This window comes from Hymenobacter coccineus, from assembly GCF_001816125.1.
Classification (GTDB): domain Bacteria; phylum Bacteroidota; class Bacteroidia; order Cytophagales; family Hymenobacteraceae; genus Hymenobacter; species Hymenobacter coccineus.
Window position 1 is genome coordinate 1 of record NZ_MDZA01000007.1, and the last position, 17712, is coordinate 17712.

Genomic DNA, 17712 nt, shown 5'->3' on the forward strand with positions numbered 1-17712 from the left:
TACGAGCGACTCAGCGTCAGCTTGCAGCAACTCCATTTCGTCGTCTTCGCCTGCATCATGCTCGCCCGACACGCCGCAAGTTCATAACAGGCTCTAGGCGTCAGTAAATCGACGGCGACGCGTTATCTCAACGAGTTGGACCACCTAAATTATTTGCAGCGCTCGGGCACCACCGGGGTGGGTACCGGCTACGTGTTAAAGGGTTCATAAAGGGTTCAACCGGGAGGGTAGGTTGAAGGCGCCGATGGCAGCAATTGCTGTTTAGTGCATTGTGAGCAGGTTTTTAGGCGCTTCCTGCGTTAGCGTAAAGGGTTCACTAAGGGTTCAAAACTCCCTTACGCGACTAGGTATTTGGCTACGGTGCTTGCTGACAGCCCCAGCCGTTTGCTGATGGCGTAATTAGATAGGCCGCCCTTTTTCAGTTCCTGTAGTTGGGCAATGACCGCCGCGCTTTTTGCGGGTGGGCCCATCCGCACCCCTTCCGCCCGGCGCGGGGCCATGCCGGCTTTAGTGCGCTCACTCAGCCGGATGCGCTCCTGCTTAGCAAGGGTGGCCAGAAGGGAGATAATCGCGTCCTGAAAGAGCCCGACCGAATCGAGGTATTGCTCGGTGAGCGACTTGTAGCCCACGCCCCAGCCTTGCAGTTGATTCAGGTACTGCAAGGTGGGTAGCGCGCCCTCGCGGCTGAAGCGGTCCAAACTCCAGAACAGCACCGTATCAAAGCGCCGCTGGTGGGCATCGGCAAACAAGACCTGAAACTCGGAGCGCTTCCCCGTGCCGCCCGATTCGTGCTCCACGTATTCTTTGTAGATGGTATAACCATGGGCCTGCGCAAAACGCCGCAGTTCAGGCAGCTGATTCTCCATGCTCTGACCCTTATCCTTGGTCGAGACGCGGGCGTAAAGGGCGACGGTTGTCATGCCTTGAAGGTACTCCATTAAAGGTCAGCTAGAAACGCCCGAAAAAAGTGTCTTCACGCGCTGAAAAGGTCCTTTGCAAAACCGTCCAATAAAGGCCCTATAACCGATGCGTCTCTTCATGCGTTGAAACGAGGTATAAACTCCATTCGTTTTTCGGACGGTGCTTAAGTACTATCACTTGGCCAAGGCACTTGGACGATGGCCGAAAGGCCAGCCCACCGCGCCGACGAGCTAGCGGTCCTTGCGCGCCGGCGTTGAACTGGGCCTTACGCTTATCGACACGGCGGAGCTGTATGCCGGCGGCGAGCCTGAGCGGCTGGTTGGGGAAGCGCTGCACGGCCTGTGCGAACAAGTGTTCTTGGTAAGCAAAGCCTATTCGCAAAATGCCTCCCGCCGGCGGCTGACGCAAGCGTGCGAGTCTAGCCTAAAGCGGCTGGGTACCGACCGGCTCGACCTGTACTTGCTCCACTGGTGCGGCAACGTCCCGTTTGCTGAAACGATGGAAGCGATGAAGAAGCTGGTGAGCGCCGGCCAAATCCGGCGCTAGGGCGTGAGCAATCGCGACACGACGGACCTGCAAGCGTTCGTTGCCGCTGGGGGCGCGGCTTGTGCTACCGACCAGGCGATCTACAACCTGACCCGGCGCGGTCTAGGGTATGACCTATCGTCTTGGCTCGCGTCGGGTTAGGACGTGCCGGTCGTGGTCTGGTAGATACACGGTGCAGGTAGTGATGGCAGTTTCGGTACCTAACCACGTAGCCTCCGAGGTGCCTACACGACACGATAAGAAAAGGAGTTATCCTGTGCGGATCATGGAAACAAAAAAGCCTGGCCGATTGGCCAGGCTTTTTTGTTTCCATTTGGGTGCCTTACAAAATGCCCAGACGCCGTGCTTCATCAGCAACTAGCATCCGGACAAGGCCAGAAGAACTTAGTCCACGTGTTTTTGCTACTTTCTCTAATAAAGCTTTTTCCTCGTCGTTCGCTTTGATGTTCAACTGACGCCCACGAGTAGCCTTTGGCTTATCCATAGGGCAAAAATATGTATGGGCTCATTAAAGGAGTTTGAATAATATTTGCTTGGTATATACATTGTATATACCTTTGTCACACCCCAAGTGAAATGTTCGCCTTGTAGTAAGCAAAAGAGGCCAGTCGCGGCAAACGACTGACCTCCCATAGAGCACCTGTTCACGCAGGCACTGCAGTTGGGTTCTCACAAACCTTACCCCAAAATTACGTGGAAACGCATGTAACCGGGCAACCTGTGCTTGGCGCGCTACGCCAGCAGGTCCTGTTGCCCCTCATTGGCAACCCTTTTTTCCGCGCAGCGGAGCAACTCCGGGCCAACCATTTCGTGCACGAAAGCGACGCTATCGCTCGCCTCACCCGTTGGGGCGCGAAAGTCTTAGCCGAAATCGTTCGCCGACAAGCCGAAGCTGCTCATCAGTGCCGCGACCTCGCCACGTTGCGTCAGTTGCGTTCGACCCGCTTCCGCGGCCACCGCTCCCGCCGGCGCCGGCCCGCCCTGCGCTGGGTACCCGGCGCCTTCTTTCCCGATCGAGCCGACCGCTGGGCCGGCACGTTCGACCGCCGGGCCGCCGCGCAGTTCCAGCCACCGGACGCGTTGACGTTTGCTTCCCTCCTTAGCCGTCAGTCCCGATGAGTCACCGCCGCGACCTTAAGCTGCTGCGCCGCGCCCAGAAGCAGGCCAAGCGCCAACTGCGCCAACTCGCCGCATTGGAACTCACCGGGCTGACCGCCGTCACCCTCCACGCGCACACCCGACAGGTAACGGTTGTGCTCGCCTCCGCCACGGGGGCCCCCTTCACGGACGCGCTCCGGGAGGCGTTGCACGCGCGCCGCCAGGCCCTGCAGGCCGAAGCCCAGCAACTCCTGCGGACCTGGCTGGAAGACGCGCAGCTGCGCGACCGCCCCGCCCCGGCCGCCGGGTCTTCGCGGCCCTAACGGCTGCCCGACCCCGGCGAAATCCTTGCCGCTGCGGATTACCCAGCGGCGAGCCCCCGTGTGCGCTCTCCCCTTTCTCTTATCGCTGCGCTATGTTTTCCCCCACGGTTCCGCTCCTGCCCTACGCGCAGGCCACGGCAACGCAACGGGCCCAGGCCCTGCACTACCTACAAGCCCGCTTGCAGCACCACTTTCCGACCTTACCCGAACGCGCCTTTGCCCGCACGCTGGCCGAGTGTCGCCCGCCGCTGCTGCTCACCGGGGCGCAGGTGGCGCTCGCCCGCCCCGACCTGACCCAACTGGTCCAGTACCTGGGCCGCGCCCCCGAATTGCCGGTGCTCGACCCACCCCTCTACGGCGGGCCGGCGCTGGCGTTGGCCCAGTACGTGTGGCAGACCAGTGAATTAGCCGTGGGCGCGCTCACCGAGCTGGCCAGCGCGCCGCCCCCCGGTTGCGGGCCCCGCCTCGGCGCGCTGTTACGACGCCTTACCCAGCTTCACCCGCTGGCCGAGCAGGTGGTGCAGGCCCAGCGCTGGGACTTGCCCGGCGGCCCCCCCCCTGCCCCCGGGCATTCCCGGCGGGGGACCCGCGCCCGGTAGTCCGGTGGTCGAGCGCCTACTTCAACAACTCCTTCCCTAAGCTTACCAGCCAACAAGGCCAGGGATTATTGCCCGCTGTTATTGCTCCCGCCCCGCATTGTGCGCGCGTACAGAATCGACCTGTCTTAGCGCATTACCCGTTGCTGGTGGACTACCCCACGGGCTGCCTGTTTACGGGTACAATGGCCCTGCTCCATAACCTGCTAGTGCCCCTGTTGCCGACCAATCAGGTTGCCATCGTTGGGCAGGCGTTCGTGAAGTACAAGGCCGGCCACCTCTAGGAAAGTATCAAACCTTCCGCTTATAGCCAGTTAGCGCTACGCCACAAATGGTAGTTGTAGGTGCGGGTGAAATTTGAAATTTCACCCGCTACTTAGCTCGGCTAAGCCACGCTTCCACGCTATAATGGGCGAGAATGTGAAGGTTAACCGGGCACTCAGCCGCCGACCCGTAGAGGGGCTGTGGCAGTGCTTAAAGAGCCTTCTGCCCGGTTGGCAATCAACCAACCTTCATCCCAGTGATTACACTGCCGCATACCTTCGCGGAAGCAAAACGCCCCTGCTAACTCTTACGGCCGCTTTTTTCCTTTTCGTATGCCTTCCTCGCCCGAAGCTATTAGCCACGCAGCCGCCCGCAAGCAAGCCTTGCAGGACCAAGTGCTGGCCACTGTTCAGGGGCGTCGTCTGGCCGGCATTGCCCTGACCATGGGCCTGGGCAAAACCCTCGTCGGCCTGCGCGACATGGACCGCCTGCTGGCGGCTGGCAAGCTCCCCGACCAGGCGATTGGCAAGCCCTTTCTAGTGGCGGCCCCCACGCAAGCCATTCTGGATTCCTGGCCCCACGAAGCCAATAAGTTCGGGTTGGCGCACCTACTCGACCACATCAAGTTCACCACTTACCGTTCACTAGGCAAGGCCCTTGCCGCCGGTACGTACCAGAAGCTCTACTTGGACGAGTGCCACGCCCTGAAGGACTCGCACGAGCCGGGCCTCAAGGCCCACGCGGCCAAAAAGCGCAGCATTCTGGGACTGACGGGCACGCCGCCCGCGCAGGCGCACAGCGAAAAGGGCCGGCTTGTGGCCACTTACTGCCCCATCCTGGTAGACTACACCACCGACGAGGCGGTACTCGCCGGCCTGCTCAACGACTACCGCCTGGTCGTGCACCGGCTGCCGCTGCGCACTAAGCGCGACTACGTACTCACCACCAAGTCCGGCAGCCAGTTCACCACCAGCGAACGCGAGAACTATGCCTACTGGAGCAAGCGCCTGGCCAACGCCGCCCAGGACCCGCTCCCGGTCGAAACGCTGCGCATCCTGCGCATGCAGGCGCTGATGAGCTACCCCGGCAAGGGCCACTACATGCGCTACCTGGCCGACCAACAGGCGGACAAGGTCTTGCTCTTCACCTGCACCCAGCAGCAGGCCGAAGCGCAGGCGGCCCACACGTACCACTCCAAGAACAAGCACAGCCAAGCCAACCTGGACTTGTTTAACGCGGGCGACATCCAGCGCCTGGCCTGCGTGGCCCAGCTCTCGGAGGGCATCAGCATCCCGAATCTGCGGGTGGGCATCATCTGGCACGCCTTCGGCAACGAGCGCAAGGCGGCCCAGCGCATCGGCCGGCTGCTGCGCCTCAACCCCGACCAGACGGCCACGGTGCACCTGCTTATGTACCAGGATACGGTCGATGAGCAGTGGGTCACCCAGGCGCTGGAAGCTTTCGACCCTGCCAAAATCAGCTATCTCGATGCGGTAAGCGAAGGGTGGGAACCGGCTACCATTCCCAAAGTGGGGTAGCGTCGTTACAATCTAGCCGCCGCAAAAGCCCGCTGCATCCGCGCTTGTTCCACTTGGCCCAGTTGATGCTCTTCCGCTGCTCGACCCGCCGCTCTTCGGCCGGCCCGCGCTGGCGCTGGCCCAGCACGTCGTGCGCACCGGGGCGTTCGGCGTGGGCGCGCTCGTCGAACCGGCCCGCTCCCCGGCCCCCCGCTGCGGCCCCCTCCTGTGGGAATTGCTGCAGCGTACGACGGGCGCCTGCCCGCTGGCCGAACAGGTCGTGCAGGCCCAGTGCGGGGACCTGCCCGGCGGCTCCCACTGCCCCCGGGCGTCCCCGGCGGGGGCCCGCGCCCGGGAGCCCGGCGGTCGGGCGCCTCCTGTAGAGCCTTTACCGGCCGTCCCCTTTGGTCGGGGGCCCGGCGCGGCCAGTCCCGGCGCGGAGACCGCTGCGCCGCCGCCCCGGTGGCCCGGCGACGGGCCGCGGGCGGGACGTTGACGCGCCTTAAACCGCTGGGACGGGAACGAAACGGCCGTTGCCGGCGCCTGGTGACCGGCAGCGGCCCGGGAGCGGCTGGGCTGGGCGCGTCACTAGGTGCGCTGTTCTTTGCGGGGCCCCACGTCCGCCATGATGTCGGCCAGCACCAGCAGCCCGGGTTCCTGCATCAGGGCGGCCAAGGCCCGCACCTGCTTTAGCTTGAGCCGGGCCGGGTTCGCGTGCATTGCTTGCAGCGAGGCCGCGCTGATGCGCAGCGCCCGGCACACTTCGCGCACCGTGAAGCCCTTTTTGCCGTTGGCCCGCGGGTGGTCCCGGACGATGTCGCTGAACGTGCGCCCACTAGAAATAGCCGGTTCGGTATTCGTCAGCAGTGAGCAAATAAGCCAAGTACACACCTGCCCCTAAGGGGCGAAAGAAAAAGAACCTGATATGAGTCCTGATTCTCGAGTGCAGCAGATGTTGGCTGCGCTTACTGACGCTGACCGGTTAGAAGTTTACAACCAACTCAAAGCAGAGTATGGCATCCACCCAATGGAGGCCCATCTTAAACTGACGAGCGACGAGATTTTGTCAGCTCTTCAGAAGATGAAAGAGCAAAATGGAATGCCTTGGCGGATGCTGCGAGGCAGTCTGGCCGACTTGGTTTACGGGGTAGTAGTGCTGCCAGGCCTCAACGGTTGGAGTGATGTTTCCTTCAATGGAGACATGCCTTATGATTATCTGCTTCGCAGCGACGCAGGCGAGGAAGTGACCGTGCAGATAAAATTGCAGCGGAGCGAAGCTGGCCAGCCACTAGAGGCAAAGAAAAATCTAGGTAAGGATATGTTTGTCGTGGAAACGCAACGAACTAGGGGAGGAAAAAAGGGAGAGAAGAAAACCCGACCTTACAGATTTGGAGACTTTGACTTACTGGCAGTTAGCATGTTTCCTTCTACCGGACGGTGGGAAACATACATGTACACTGTTGCCAAATGGTTGCTGCCTCATCCCTCTGAAGAAGGATGCCTTAACACCTTTCAGCCGGTAGCCAAAACACCAAACGCTGATTGGACGGATTCTCTAGAGCAAGCCATCGAGTGGTTGAAATCAGGCCAGCAAAAGACTATTACCATATCTACAGGTCCACCTTCCCAGCAGAAGCTCGACCTATAGGTTTATCCTTATCGGGCTTTAGTGGGCTTATCAAACAGCGGCCCATTGCTGGCTTTCTTGATTCCAAGAATAGTAAGCAGCAGGCCCGAGAGGGAGTGCGATTTAGTGTATTTGCCGGTTTTCAGGTCGTGGGCGAACTTGTTGCAAGCGGCGACGTGCGCCGAGCTGGCTAGGATTTGCGCCACCAGGTCAGGCGTGGTGATGCTCAACTGCGCGAGTAGCCGGCCAGCGTTTTCGACCTGATGCGAGGCCACTCCCGGTAGTGGATTAGCAGTAGCTCCCAAGTCGGGCAACGTGGCCACCACGTCCACAACTTGCGGCTTTACCGTGAAAACCACGTTTTTGAAGGCGCGGCCCTTTTTTTCCAGGGTGTAGCTGATGCTAAGGTCCGTGTGCTCGTTGATTTGCCTGACTGCAATATCCAGCACTTTGGTTTTGAGCATGGTGACCTTGGTGTATTCCTCGTTGCCCTTCGCATCGACTAGGCCCAGCATTTTCTTGAATTCCAGCAGGTCAAATTTCTTGGTTTCGCCCACGTCTTTCCACTGGCTGCAAAGCGTGTAGATGCGTTTGGCGTGCTTGCTTGTGAGGCGTAATGCTGAGAGCAGCTCGAAGCTAGTGAAGTTGTTTTTGAGGTCGAACAGATAGGGCCGGATGGATTCGGACAGCTTCATTTCAATCCGACCTTCCCCAGTCATGTACTCAATGTGCTGAAACATCCAGAGCTGCTTATAGCTCTTTTCCGTCATGACCTCAAACATTCGGGAGCCCATTCCTTCCGTTGCTTTGCGCAGGTAGTTGTATGCATATTTCTTGCCGGTAATTTCGCTAAGGTCCTTTACTACAATCTCATATAGCCCGGTTGTGTCATCCTTCCGGAGCTGCGAGAGTAGGTAAAAAAACAGGTCCATTTGCAGCTCGCTATACTCGTAGCGGGCCGTTGTGATGGCGTTGTGATGACGGACTTCTAGGGCCTGTTTCATAGTGTCAAAAGCTGCTGGTTACCTGGTTACAGACCAAAGGTAACTACAATTAGTAACCGTTTCCTTTTGCAATGTCTTTTCACGAATCAAAGGTTTCCCTTTCACGAATCAAAGGTTTCCTTTTGACGAATCAAAAGTGTCTTTTCACGAATCAAAGGTTTCCTTTCACGAATCAATGGTTTCCTTTTGTGCTTGTGGGATGCTGAAAATCAATTAGTTATGAGCCCTACAAATAGAACAAATAGCTCAAATAATCACAACTTGTGTTTCGCGTGAGGGAAAAAGGCATTTAGGGGTGTTCTGGTGGGCGACCGGCCCGAGCGGCGCAGCCCAAACAAAAACAGCAAAGTCCTAGAAGCCAGTAATTTGCGCGCATTTTAAAAACTGTATATTATTGGTAATCAATGGTATAACCGACTATTGTTGTGCTTATTTGTGCGGCCTTGTGCCCTGGTTTACTGCCTTGTTTTTGGCCTGTTGTACCCGGAAGCCGCACCGTAGCGCCAGCCGTTTTACCTTGCCGGCATGACGACAATTTCCTTTTGGGTGGGCCATTTGATAGCGGCCCTGGTTTACGCGGTGATAGCTCATCTCGCGGCCCTGGTGTTGCACCAAGCATCGCCCCCGGTGTCGCGGGGTTTGTACCAAGCCATCCGGTTGCGCCAAGCCCCGGACGATTGGACGGTGTCCTTCGTGCGCTTCGCCACCCTGTTTCTGCTGGCCACCGTCGCGGGCGGGGTGTTTGGGTTGGGCGGGCTGCTTACGTGGGCGGTGCTGGCCTGGCTTGGCTACAACGTATTTCGGGCCTTTTCCAGCCCCGAGCCGACCGCGCAGCCCGGAGGCGGGGACCAGCCGCTGAATTTCGTGCTGCGCACCACCAGCGGCCCCAACGTGCGGCTTGGGAACCCGTTCCGGGGCACCTTCATTGCCGGCGGCGCGGGCAGCGGCAAAAGCAAGTCGATTATTGAGCCCATTCTTCAGCAAGCGGGCGCGTTGGGCCTAACGGGCGTGGTCTATGACTTCAAGTTTCCCACGCTGGCCGAGGAAGTAGCCGGCAGCTACCAGGGCAGCCCGGTAACGCCCTACTTTGTCAACTTCACTGACCTTACCCGGAGCCACCGGGTAAACCCGCTGGCTCCCGCGCTGCTGGCCACCGCCAGCTTTGCCCGCGAGGCCGCGGCCACCATCATCACCAACCTCGACGCGAAAGCCGCGCAGCAGCGCAATTTCTGGATTCAGTCGGGCGAGGTGCTGCTGGCCGGCTGCATCTGGTACTTGCGCCGCAACCACCCGGAGCAGTGCAGTTTGCCCGCCGCCGTGAGCATGATACTCGAAAGCGACGCGGCGCAGCTGCTGGCCACCTTGCAGCAGGACGAGGAAGTGCGCGGCCTCATTGCCTCGATTGCCAGTGCCAGCAAATCGGAAAACACGATAGCCGGGGTATTCTCGACCATTCAGAATTACCTAGCCGTGCTCAATACCCCGGAGATTTTTTGGGTGATGAGCGGCGACCAGGTGCCGCTCGACCTGAACCACGCCGACACGCCGGGCGTGTTGGTGGTGGGCAACGACCCGACCCTGAGCACGACCTTTTCCCCGCTCATTTCCCTCATCGTGGCCACGGCCATCAAGCGGATGAACCAGCAGGGCCGCTTGCCGAGCCTGGTGCTGCTCGACGAAGCGCCGACCCTCTTTATTCCCAACTTCGCTCAGATTCCGGCCACGGCCCGCAGCAACAAAGTGGCCACCGTGTACGCGGTGCAGGACGTGGCCCAGATGGAAGCCCTGACAAGTCGGCAGGAATCCGAGATGATTCTGGCCAACCTTGGAAACCAGTTTTGGGGCCGCACCACGAACACGGCCACGGCCGAGCGGGTGAGCAAGATGTTCGGCAAAATCGACAAGACGTATCGGTCCACGACGGAGGGCACCAGCAAGAGCAGCCCGCTCAATATTTTCAAGCCGAGTACCCGCACCACGAGCACCAGCGAGTCGGTGAGCGTCCAGCAGCGCGACAAGCTGGAGGCCCAGCAGGTGATGCGGTTCGGGGTGGGCGAGTTCGCGGGACTGGTGGTGGAGAGCGGCCGGCCGGAGTTCCGCGCCACCTTCAAAGCCGAGCCGAGCAAGGCCGTAAAAATTGCTCCGTTCCAGGAAGCCAGTCCGGCCGAGGTTGCCCAGAATTTCGGGGCCATCAAAGCCCAGGTGCGGGCCGTCGTGGGCGGCACACCAGCCCCAGCGGAGCAGCCCGAGGTTATTGCAATTGCAAAAAAGGAGCCCGTCGAATCGCCCCAGGATTTTGCAATTGCAAAATCAACCAGCACCGAAGCAGCCCCACTTGCCACGACCACGGACGAAGAAGACGACCCGAGCAAATGGTAAAAAGTTGTTCTGATGGAGGCTTATGAAACCTCAGATTTAGCTTACGAAACCTCAGAGTTAGCCGGAAAGGGAAGCCACTAGAGGCCACCAGCCGACTTGTGAGAGGTCGGTTTATCCGCTCACAGGAGGGGGGGGAGGTCGTGTTACTTTGTTACACGGTAGGTGGTGCTTTCTTCCCTCTTGTTCTACCAGCCAAAACGGACCAACCAGCGCGAACGGAACCCTTCAACGGTGCGAGCGTACCCTAACGACCTCGTTCTGATAAAAAGCGAGCAGGAACGCTATTCCGGTCGGCTGCGCCATCCTTCATACCGTTCCGCTCGCTAACAATAAATTGTTAGCCAGTAAGTTATGTTTTACAAGTGGTTTGCAAGCAACGTCATAAAAACTTTTTACGTATTTAAATAACTGATAATCAACAATAATTTAAAGTTTTTTATGACGTCAAAGGTCAAAACGATAGCCGCCGACGAGCCGGCGTATGACGCCTTTCGGCAACTGGCCAAGGAGTACCAGCTGAGTAACCCCGAACTGCTGGCCGCGATGGTGCAGTACTTCCGGGTGACCAAGGCCGACCCCCGCGAGCCCACCGGCCCGGACCTGACCAGCAGCCTGGCCATGCTAGGGGAAAAGATTGACAAGCTGAACAAGGCCACGATTGGATTTATCCGGGAGCAGGAAAAGACGTTTCTTAAACCGATTCTGGCCCAAGTGCAGGCCCACCAGGTGCTGAGTACGCCCGCTTCAAGTACCCCGGACGGGCTGAGCGAAAGCCAGGAGGAGGATATGATGCGGTGGTTAGTTCGGGTGCTTTCCAAGGGGATGCTCCCGGACCAGCTGAACCCGGAGTTCCTAGGCGATGCCCCCGCGATGGGCGCCAGCATCAACCCCGAAGACCCGGCCCTTGCCCTGCTAAAGTCGAAGTTGTTGGCCATCGTGCAGCTGGCGTTTCGGCCCGAGCTGATGATTCCCGCCATGAGGGCGAAGCCCAAGCCGCCGACCCCCACACCCCCCAGCCAGCCCGCCTAATGGTTGCCAAAATTCCCAGTTCCGGCAAGGGCCTTTCCCAGCGGTCGGGCAGCAGCGGGGGCCTCGTGGCCTACCTCGAAAAAGAGGTGCAAGGGCAGTGGTTCAGCTTTGACCGCGAAGACGTGCCCGCCGCTGAAGTCACGCAGACCCTCGACCGCAACAAGCGCAATTTGAACCGCGACGCGGACAAGTATTACCAGGTGATACTCGCCCCGAGTCAAGCTGAGCTGCGCCACATTGGCAGCGACCCGGAGAAGCTGCGCGACTACACGCGGGCGGCGATGGAGCAGTACGCCGCCAACTTTGGGAAGGGCATCGAAGGCCGCGACCTGGTGTACTTCGCTAAGGTGGAGCACGAGCGCACCACCGGCCCGGCCGACCGGGCGGTGCAGGTGGGCGACGTGGCCAGGGGCCAGGCCAAGCCCGGCGACCAGACGCACATTCACGTCCTGGTCAGCCGGACGGAGAACCTTGCCCGCTACAACGAACGCAAGCAGGCCGGCGAGCTGGACCGGAAGAACCCGTACCACCTGAGCCCGCTCACTAACCACAAAGACACGCAGCGCGGGGTGGTGATGGGAGGCTTCGAGCGCAAGCAGTATTCGGAGCGGGTAGAGCAGGCGTTTGACCAGGCGTTTGCCTACGAGCGTCCCCTGACCGAAACCTTCCGCTATGCCCACATCATGCAGCACGGCACCCCGGAGCAGTGCGCCGCGCTGCTGGTGCAGGCCAGCCGGGAGCAGCAGGCCGCGCAGCAGCGCCAGGTGGTGCAGCAAGCCGCGCCCGAGCAGCAAGCCGCCGTGCAGCAGCTGACCCCGGAGCAGCGCCCGGCGCTGGCCGTTGCCGCTCCCGCGCAGGCTGCCCAGGAGCCAGGACCAGCCCAGCAGCCGGCCGTACCGGAGCCCCCCGCACCAGAGCAGCGGCGTGTGCGCGGCCTCCGACGGTAAGCAAAGCGGGCTAGCGTCGCGTATTTGAAACCCCGCCCAGGCAGCGCCCCAAATACACGATGCTCGTAGCCTTAAAACGGCTTTTTTGAGATAATGCGGGCCGATTTTCGTATCTTATAGTCTACTAACAGGCCTCGATTTATACCCCCCGCATGAGTTATAGCCCCCAATTTAACGAGGAAGAACAGACCCCAGAGCAGCGGTGGGAAACAGTGCGGTGGGCCATCTGCATCGGAGCCAGCGACCGGGCGGTGCCCTCACAAGAAATGGCGCAGCTGCAATTGCGCTACGTCGCGGGCGAGATTGACCAGGTGCAGGTACACGACGAGCTGATGCGCTGGTACCGGCCCGATATTGCCCCAGCGGCCGACGTGCGCCCGCTGCCGCCCGAGCAGCCCGGCCAGGTGTACCCTTACGCGGCGGAAATGGCGGTGCTGATGGAGGACATGAATAATTTGCCGCCCTACGTGCCCTATACCGTGATAGACGAAACTTTGCCGCTGCCGCCGCTCTAATCGCCCGTTGCTGCCTTCTTTTTGCAATTGCAAAACGGCCTGCCGGGCGGGGCTTAGGGTAATTTTACCCCCTCCTTGCTAGACCAGCTCCACGCGCCGAGTCGGCGGTTTTCCCCTATTTGTTTAAGCATGGCACCAGCTGAACGTTTTGGCCCCGCCGAGCAGACCCCGGCGCAACGCCAGGCGCTACTCGATGAAGTGGAAGCCCTCAAAGCGGCCCAGGGGCTGCCCCCGCTGAGTCCGTTTGTCCAGCGGCTATACCGGCGTTACGTGGCCGGCGAGCTGAGTCTGGCCGAGTGCAGCGCGCAGCTGCGCCAGCACTACGGACGGGTGTAGGGCTTACCGTGTAAATCCGCCCCGTTGGAAGAAGGCCCAAACCGGCAAGTGCCACGTTGGCCACGCCCCGGAGAAAGCTCAAACCGCACTTATCCCGGGAAGTATCCGACAAGCCGTTTTACATGTTGTGAACGGTCGTTGAACGCACGTAAAAGAAGTCGTCGTACAAGATTGTACCCTGCTGCTTTTTACGGTAAGCAATCCTTAATTTATTAGGTGTCAGTTCCTTGATTGAAGAAGTGACATTCGGCGGCGAAGCAACCCCGTTATAATAGAAAACAATAGTTGGCGAATTGTAGGCGTACGTTTCCTTATCACCTGTCTCAGAAGGCCTTTCTACCGTTCCATCAGCATTGAATGTAACCAAATACGTGTTGTTATGCTGCGAAATAATGGTGCTATCATTCCTGACAAGGGTGCCCGCTGACGAACGGGCTTTGTGCACGTATTTAGCTAACTTCCAGGTCCCCAATAACATCTTCTGTGACGTTTTAGGGGGAGTATTCTCCTTAGAGGAAAAGGCGCTGAGTTGAAGCAGTAAAAGGGTCAAAACCAGTGGGAATAGTGCTTTCATGGTGGGAAGTTAAACAGGACTAGGTATATCTACACTTTTAGGGTTGGGTAGGCAGCAATTGGGCCACGGGTACCCAGCGCCCGTTCAGCACTACCCCGCGCACGAGGCCGATGTTGGCAATGTTTTCTAGGGGGTTGGCATCAAGCAACACCAAGTCCGCGGCTTTGCCGGGTGCCAGGGTGCCGCGTTGGTCTTGCTCGCCCAGCCAGACGGCCGCATTGTAGGTCGCCGCCCGTAGCGCCTCGTAGGGGCTCAGGCCCAGTTTTACGAGCAAGCCCAATTCTTGGGCCATGCTGTAACCAGGTATCACAAACGGGCCATCACCGGGGCTAATCAGAAACTGGACCCCAGCCTTATGCATGATGCGAAACGCTTGGCCATAAGTCCGTAGAAATGCCGTGAACTGGGGGCGAGCCACCGGAGGGAGCTGCTGGTTTTGGGCCGTCCACCATTCCTGCCACTCCTGGCGCACCGGTGCACTGACGTAAGCCACGCCCGGCAATTTTTGTAAATAGTCGAGCGGGTACTGAAGCCAATTGACTTTGTACCAATACAAATCAGGGCAGGTGAAAATACGGTCGGCCGCCATTTGCCGGGCCAGTTGCTGTAATTGAACCGAATCCTGCTGGTAGGCCTGGATAAAGGCCTCAATGTGCTCGATGGAGGCCATCCGGGCGGCGACGGCCCCGCCCACCCCGCTGGCGGGCGCATGTCCCGCCACTTTGAACCCCAGCCGGTGAGCATCGGTCAGCAGCGAGTCGTATTGCGGGACCGTCAGGCCGCCGAGGTATTTGGCAAAGTCGTAGCCGCTGGCTTGGTAGCGCGCCAGCAAGACGCGGCCTTTTAGGGCGGAATAGCTTTTGTCGCGGTTGAATACGGGCGCGCCTAAGTAAAGGCGGGGGGCCAGGGCAGCGGTGCGGCGCAGGCTGTCGCGCCAGTGCAAGTGGCTGGAATCGCCCCGCATGCTGCGCAAACCCACCACACCGGCCGCGAGTTGCAGCCGAAAATACGTGTCCAACGGATGCAAGGTGCCCTCCTTGCCCGGCAAATGCGCGTGCATGTCTACCAGGCCGGGTAGCAGGTATTTGCCTCTGCCATCGAGCCGCACAGCCCCCGTCGGTAGTTTAACTCGGCCAGTCGCCCCGATGGCCTTGATTCGCCCCCGTTCGATGAGAACCGTCTGCCGGCGTAACACGGTGTTTTGGTTCATGGTAATCACGTTTACATCGGTGATTACTAAGGGAGCAGTTGCCTGTGACCAACCCAGCTCGCTGTGGCCAAGCAGCCCGATGGTTAACAAGGCGACAAATAAAATTCGCATAAAATGGGGTAGTCAATGGTAGGTGAAAGCGCCCTTAACATGCGCTATTTCCGCATCCTAAGATGCCCTTCAACTTGGAAATATACCACATCAAGGCAGTAGAAAAGTCAGGACAAAACTCGTACTTATTTCGAGAAGTGTCCGGGAACAGTTTTTATGTTAAGTGGCTTTTCCAAGGAACAAGAGGGGAAAACACCCGCCCGCGACCTTGCCCAAAATCCTATTTGCCTACCATGCCCAAAATACAGCTAGCCGCCCAGGGAGCCGAGCACGGCCCCGGCCACGACCCGCGCACCGACCACTTGCGGCCGGTCATTGATTTTCTGCTGGCCAAAGGCAACCGCCCGTCGCACTGGTGGCACGAGAGCGGGTTTTGGTTCGACCAGGGGGGCGAGCTGCATTACACCTTTACGGACCCCATCGACGCGGCCGAGCTGCGCGAGCACTTTGACTTTCCGCCCTCGATACGACTCTCCGACGATGGGGCGATAAGGGACGGGCCGAACCACTTTGATATTTACTACGACCGCCCCGCCAAACGCTTTTCGTTTGAGGGGTTGCCAGCGGCTACGGCTCCCTTGCAAAACCCACAGGCCGCGCCCGAACGGCCCGCAGCGGACGATGGAACGGCCGACGAGCGGCTGAGGCAAATCGCGGAGCGAATGCGCCAGGAGCCAGGCCGGTAGAATGTCATCTTTCAAAGAGAGTTGACAGGCAGTAAGTTAGGTTTCACAAACTAAACCTAAGGTTTTGTTGCACTAAACCCAATCGGCTGAAACGCGCTACATTAGCTGTTAAACTAAACGTTTAACAAAACCCGATGAAGCAGCCAAAGGGAGCAACAAAACCGGAGTTAAGTGTAACTCCCGCCGCAGGAGCCGCAACAGAACCCGAGCTAAGTATAACACTTCCCGAAACGGCGGCAACAGAAGCCGAGTTAAGTTTAGCACCTGCTGAAACGGCGGCAACAGAACCGGAACAAAACACAACAAAACCCAAAGCGAAGGGAGGGAGGCCCCGAAAAGCCCCGGATACGGGCCTTTGGGCCATTCGGGGGGTGGATATGGAAACGCGGGCCATCGTGGAGAAAACCGCCCAGCGCGCCGGCAAGACCATCGGCCAGTTTGTGAATGAGGACATGCGTTCCTTCTGTCAGGGCCAGCTCACCCAATCGCAGCTGCCAGCCAGCCCCCGCGACTTGCAGGTGCAGGTAGAGCAGCTGACCCAGCTAGTTGAAGGAATTGCCGCCCGTATGGCTGAGCCGGCCCGCAAGGGATTTTGGCAGCGCGTCTTTGGTAAATAGATTAGGGCTAAACAGAGAGGGGGAAACCGCCAAGCTGCGGTTTCCCCCTCTCTGTTTAGCCCTAATCTATTCAGTAGTTACACTTTAGCGAACCGGAACTTACTGGCCTCCAGATACGGCTCGCTATTATCCGAGCTAATCCACCGACGACCCAAGCGTTCAGCCACAGCTCCCGTTGTATTTGAGCCGGCAAACGGGTCAAGCACTATGTCACCCTCTTCTGTCAGGAGCTTGATAAAGAACTCTGGTAAAGCGGCCGGGAAGCGTGCTGGATGAATTTTCAGCCCGTTTTCCTTGCACAACTTGGTATATGGGTCGTTCGCTGAGTTGTTGCCAAACTTGAGCATTCCATCTACAACCACGTCTTCCGATAGGGGCTCCTCGATGACATTTGGGGGAATGGAACCCCCAGCGTCTACACTGGTGAAGCTCTCGTTGATGTTGTGACCCGAAGGACGTACCGTCTTGCTCAACCCCTTCTTATTGAGGCGTAGCATATCGTCCCCATATGGCCGGAGCACCCTGCGATTGCTGGCTTTAGGCCACGCGGTCTTGCTGAGCCAAAAGACATTCTCGACCGAATCTTTCACTCTGATACGTCGAATAGTCACCCATTCGGCCGGGACGGGCATTTTCGCCGGGTTGTACCAGAAGAGCTCCTGCGCGAGATTAAAACCAAGGGTGTCCACCAGCTCAATCAAGAGCTTGTAGTGATAAAGCGACCGAGTTGGTTCGCCCTTGTTGAAGCTTCCCCCAATGTTTAAAACAAAGCTGCCATCGTCGGTTAGAATCCGCTTAATCTCCTTCGCAAACACTAGGAACCACTGTACATATTCCTGCTTGGTTACATTGCCATACTCTTTTTTGAAGTGGAGAGCATAGGGGGGAGACGTGACCACCAGATTTACAGAGTCGGATGGTACGGCCTTCAATAATTCCAGTGAATCGGCCAGGTAAGCGCGACCAAAATCCGTTTCGTAAAATGGGTTAAAGCCTTCTATATCAGTTTGTATAGCCGGAGCCGTAAAGGTCAGTTCTTGTTGCAAGGCAGTTTTCATTAGTGGATTTGCCAATGTTAAAGATAAGTTTGATACTTATTGCGGCCGCAAGGTAATGAAATAGGTTGACAATGTCAACCTATTAAATTTTGTCTATGACTGAGGAAACTCCAAACCAAGACTGGATAAGTCAAGCCGAGGCAGCTCGCAGGAAAGGAGTGTCCCGCCAGGCCATCAACAAGCTCGTGAAGGCAGGGAGGCTCAAAACACTAGAAATAGCCGGTTCGGTATTCGTCAGCAGTGAGCAAATAAGCCAGTACACACCTGCCCCTAAGGGGCGAAAGAAAAAGAACCTGATATGAGTCCTGATTCTCGAGTGCAGCAGATGTTGGCTGCGCTTACTGACGCTGACCG

At 58.6% G+C, this 17712-nt stretch carries 21 protein-coding genes; 14 read left to right on the forward strand and 7 right to left on the reverse strand.

The genetic code is table 11. The features are described 5' to 3' along the window. Positions 1-335 precede the first annotated feature (335 nt). On the reverse strand, positions 336-920 hold the full coding sequence (locus BEN49_RS00460) for a recombinase family protein (protein ID WP_070739257.1): 585 nt from the start codon (positions 918-920) through the stop codon (positions 336-338). Positions 921-1161: 241 nt separating this feature from the next. On the opposite strand from BEN49_RS00460, the gene BEN49_RS28740 reads away from it, so the two are divergent. Then, positions 1162-1467: an aldo/keto reductase gene (locus BEN49_RS28740; protein ID WP_070739209.1), complete on the forward strand. Its 306-nt coding sequence runs from the start codon at positions 1162-1164 to the stop codon at positions 1465-1467. A gap of 322 nt (positions 1468-1789) precedes the next feature. Here the strand turns inward: BEN49_RS28740 and BEN49_RS27450 are convergent, their stop codons facing one another. Beyond that, the gene (locus BEN49_RS27450) at positions 1790-1951 is read right to left on the reverse strand and encodes a ribbon-helix-helix domain-containing protein (RefSeq protein WP_158022693.1); all 162 of its coding nucleotides are present in this window, start codon (positions 1949-1951) and stop codon (positions 1790-1792) included. A gap of 209 nt (positions 1952-2160) precedes the next feature. On the opposite strand from BEN49_RS27450, the gene BEN49_RS00470 reads away from it, so the two are divergent. From BEN49_RS00470 to BEN49_RS00485, 5 genes are all read left to right on the forward strand, one after another. Continuing rightward, a complete protein-coding gene (locus BEN49_RS00470; RefSeq protein ID WP_125916352.1) occupies positions 2161-2586 on the forward strand; it encodes a hypothetical protein in 426 nt (141 codons plus the stop codon). Next, positions 2583-2888: a hypothetical protein gene (locus BEN49_RS00475; RefSeq protein WP_070739213.1), complete on the forward strand. Its 306-nt coding sequence runs from the start codon at positions 2583-2585 to the stop codon at positions 2886-2888. The genes BEN49_RS00470 and BEN49_RS00475 overlap by 4 nt, the downstream gene beginning before the upstream one ends. 92 nt (positions 2889-2980) lie before the next feature. Continuing rightward, a complete protein-coding gene (locus BEN49_RS00480; RefSeq protein ID WP_070739215.1) occupies positions 2981-3487 on the forward strand; it encodes a hypothetical protein in 507 nt (168 codons plus the stop codon). 146 nt (positions 3488-3633) lie between these two features. Continuing rightward, entirely contained in the window at positions 3634-3768 is a 135-nt protein-coding gene (locus BEN49_RS30000; RefSeq protein WP_262490161.1) for a hypothetical protein, read from the forward strand. A gap of 312 nt (positions 3769-4080) precedes the next feature. Next, on the forward strand, positions 4081-5286 hold the full coding sequence (locus BEN49_RS00485; protein ID WP_070739217.1) for a DEAD/DEAH box helicase: 1206 nt from the start codon (positions 4081-4083) through the stop codon (positions 5284-5286). A 567-nt stretch (positions 5287-5853) separates the two neighbouring features. Here BEN49_RS00485 and BEN49_RS00490 read toward each other — a convergent pair. Then, positions 5854-6156, reverse strand: a complete 303-nt coding sequence (locus BEN49_RS00490; RefSeq protein WP_070739219.1) for a hypothetical protein — start codon at positions 6154-6156, stop codon at positions 5854-5856. A gap of 34 nt (positions 6157-6190) precedes the next feature. Here BEN49_RS00490 and BEN49_RS00495 point away from each other — a divergent pair, with 34 nt between their 5' ends. Continuing rightward, a complete protein-coding gene (locus BEN49_RS00495; protein WP_125916354.1) occupies positions 6191-6913 on the forward strand; it encodes a hypothetical protein in 723 nt (240 codons plus the stop codon). A gap of 8 nt (positions 6914-6921) precedes the next feature. Here the strand turns inward: BEN49_RS00495 and BEN49_RS00500 are convergent, their stop codons facing one another. Continuing rightward, positions 6922-7896 (reverse strand): replication initiation protein, encoded by a 975-nt coding sequence (locus tag BEN49_RS00500; protein WP_070739225.1) that lies wholly within the window; start codon positions 7894-7896, stop codon positions 6922-6924. A gap of 525 nt (positions 7897-8421) precedes the next feature. Here BEN49_RS00500 and BEN49_RS00505 point away from each other — a divergent pair. The 5 genes from BEN49_RS00505 (at position 8422) to BEN49_RS00525 (ending at position 13102) form a co-directional block, all read left to right on the forward strand. Further along, positions 8422-10275 (forward strand): type IV secretory system conjugative DNA transfer family protein, encoded by a 1854-nt coding sequence (locus BEN49_RS00505; RefSeq protein WP_083325633.1) that lies wholly within the window; start codon positions 8422-8424, stop codon positions 10273-10275. Between the two features lie 438 nt (positions 10276-10713). Beyond that, positions 10714-11304: a BfmA/BtgA family mobilization protein gene (locus BEN49_RS00510; RefSeq protein WP_070739230.1), complete on the forward strand. Its 591-nt coding sequence runs from the start codon at positions 10714-10716 to the stop codon at positions 11302-11304. Next, positions 11304-12251, forward strand: a complete 948-nt coding sequence (locus tag BEN49_RS00515; protein WP_070739233.1) for a DUF5712 family protein — start codon at positions 11304-11306, stop codon at positions 12249-12251. Before BEN49_RS00510 ends, BEN49_RS00515 begins: the two co-directional genes overlap by 1 nt. A gap of 152 nt (positions 12252-12403) precedes the next feature. After that, a complete protein-coding gene (locus BEN49_RS00520) occupies positions 12404-12766 on the forward strand; it encodes a hypothetical protein (RefSeq protein ID WP_070739236.1) in 363 nt (120 codons plus the stop codon). A gap of 129 nt (positions 12767-12895) precedes the next feature. Beyond that, positions 12896-13102 (forward strand): antitoxin VbhA family protein, encoded by a 207-nt coding sequence (locus BEN49_RS00525; RefSeq protein ID WP_070739239.1) that lies wholly within the window; start codon positions 12896-12898, stop codon positions 13100-13102. 118 nt (positions 13103-13220) lie between these two features. Here the strand turns inward: BEN49_RS00525 and BEN49_RS00530 are convergent, their stop codons facing one another. Both BEN49_RS00530 and BEN49_RS00535 read right to left on the reverse strand, forming a co-directional pair. Further along, positions 13221-13676: a hypothetical protein gene (locus BEN49_RS00530; RefSeq protein WP_070739242.1), complete on the reverse strand. Its 456-nt coding sequence runs from the start codon at positions 13674-13676 to the stop codon at positions 13221-13223. A 37-nt stretch (positions 13677-13713) separates the two neighbouring features. Further along, a complete protein-coding gene (locus tag BEN49_RS00535) occupies positions 13714-14736 on the reverse strand; it encodes an amidohydrolase family protein (protein ID WP_158022694.1) in 1023 nt (340 codons plus the stop codon). Between the two features lie 494 nt (positions 14737-15230). On the opposite strand from BEN49_RS00535, the gene BEN49_RS00540 reads away from it, so the two are divergent. Together BEN49_RS00540 and BEN49_RS29095 are read left to right on the forward strand one after the other, a co-directional pair. Further along, positions 15231-15683, forward strand: coding sequence for a hypothetical protein (locus BEN49_RS00540; protein WP_070739248.1), 453 nt, complete (start codon positions 15231-15233; stop codon positions 15681-15683). 377 nt (positions 15684-16060) lie between these two features. Next, entirely contained in the window at positions 16061-16300 is a 240-nt protein-coding gene (locus BEN49_RS29095) for a hypothetical protein (RefSeq protein WP_239691757.1), read from the forward strand. A 77-nt stretch (positions 16301-16377) separates the two neighbouring features. Here BEN49_RS29095 and BEN49_RS00550 read toward each other — a convergent pair whose 3' ends face one another. Beyond that, positions 16378-17358, reverse strand: a complete 981-nt coding sequence (locus BEN49_RS00550; protein ID WP_083325635.1) for a DNA-methyltransferase — start codon at positions 17356-17358, stop codon at positions 16378-16380. Positions 17359-17712: the final 354 nt, after the last annotated feature.

What these genes read in the sequence shown, in the direction of transcription:
- BEN49_RS00480 (WP_070739215.1), top strand. Translation starts at nt 2,981, where the DNA reads ATGTTTTCCCCCACGGTTCCGCTCCTGCCCTACGCGCAGGCCACGGCA.
- BEN49_RS00530 (WP_070739242.1), bottom strand. Translation starts at nt 13,676, where the DNA reads ATGAAAGCACTATTCCCACTGGTTTTGACCCTTTTACTGCTTCAACTC.
- BEN49_RS00505 (WP_083325633.1), top strand. Translation starts at nt 8,422, where the DNA reads ATGACGACAATTTCCTTTTGGGTGGGCCATTTGATAGCGGCCCTGGTT.
- BEN49_RS00460 (WP_070739257.1), bottom strand. Translation starts at nt 920, where the DNA reads ATGACAACCGTCGCCCTTTACGCCCGCGTCTCGACCAAGGATAAGGGT.
- BEN49_RS00525 (WP_070739239.1), top strand. Translation starts at nt 12,896, where the DNA reads ATGGCACCAGCTGAACGTTTTGGCCCCGCCGAGCAGACCCCGGCGCAA.
- BEN49_RS00475 (WP_070739213.1), top strand. Translation starts at nt 2,583, where the DNA reads ATGAGTCACCGCCGCGACCTTAAGCTGCTGCGCCGCGCCCAGAAGCAG.
- BEN49_RS00510 (WP_070739230.1), top strand. Translation starts at nt 10,714, where the DNA reads ATGACGTCAAAGGTCAAAACGATAGCCGCCGACGAGCCGGCGTATGAC.
- BEN49_RS00515 (WP_070739233.1), top strand. Translation starts at nt 11,304, where the DNA reads ATGGTTGCCAAAATTCCCAGTTCCGGCAAGGGCCTTTCCCAGCGGTCG.
- BEN49_RS00550 (WP_083325635.1), bottom strand. Translation starts at nt 17,358, where the DNA reads ATGAAAACTGCCTTGCAACAAGAACTGACCTTTACGGCTCCGGCTATA.
- BEN49_RS00495 (WP_125916354.1), top strand. Translation starts at nt 6,191, where the DNA reads ATGAGTCCTGATTCTCGAGTGCAGCAGATGTTGGCTGCGCTTACTGAC.
- BEN49_RS29095 (WP_239691757.1), top strand. Translation starts at nt 16,061, where the DNA reads ATGGAAACGCGGGCCATCGTGGAGAAAACCGCCCAGCGCGCCGGCAAG.
- BEN49_RS00500 (WP_070739225.1), bottom strand. Translation starts at nt 7,896, where the DNA reads ATGAAACAGGCCCTAGAAGTCCGTCATCACAACGCCATCACAACGGCC.
- BEN49_RS00540 (WP_070739248.1), top strand. Translation starts at nt 15,231, where the DNA reads ATGCCCAAAATACAGCTAGCCGCCCAGGGAGCCGAGCACGGCCCCGGC.
- BEN49_RS00485 (WP_070739217.1), top strand. Translation starts at nt 4,081, where the DNA reads ATGCCTTCCTCGCCCGAAGCTATTAGCCACGCAGCCGCCCGCAAGCAA.
- BEN49_RS27450 (WP_158022693.1), bottom strand. Translation starts at nt 1,951, where the DNA reads ATGGATAAGCCAAAGGCTACTCGTGGGCGTCAGTTGAACATCAAAGCG.
- BEN49_RS00520 (WP_070739236.1), top strand. Translation starts at nt 12,404, where the DNA reads ATGAGTTATAGCCCCCAATTTAACGAGGAAGAACAGACCCCAGAGCAG.
- BEN49_RS00535 (WP_158022694.1), bottom strand. Translation starts at nt 14,736, where the DNA reads ATGCACGCGCATTTGCCGGGCAAGGAGGGCACCTTGCATCCGTTGGAC.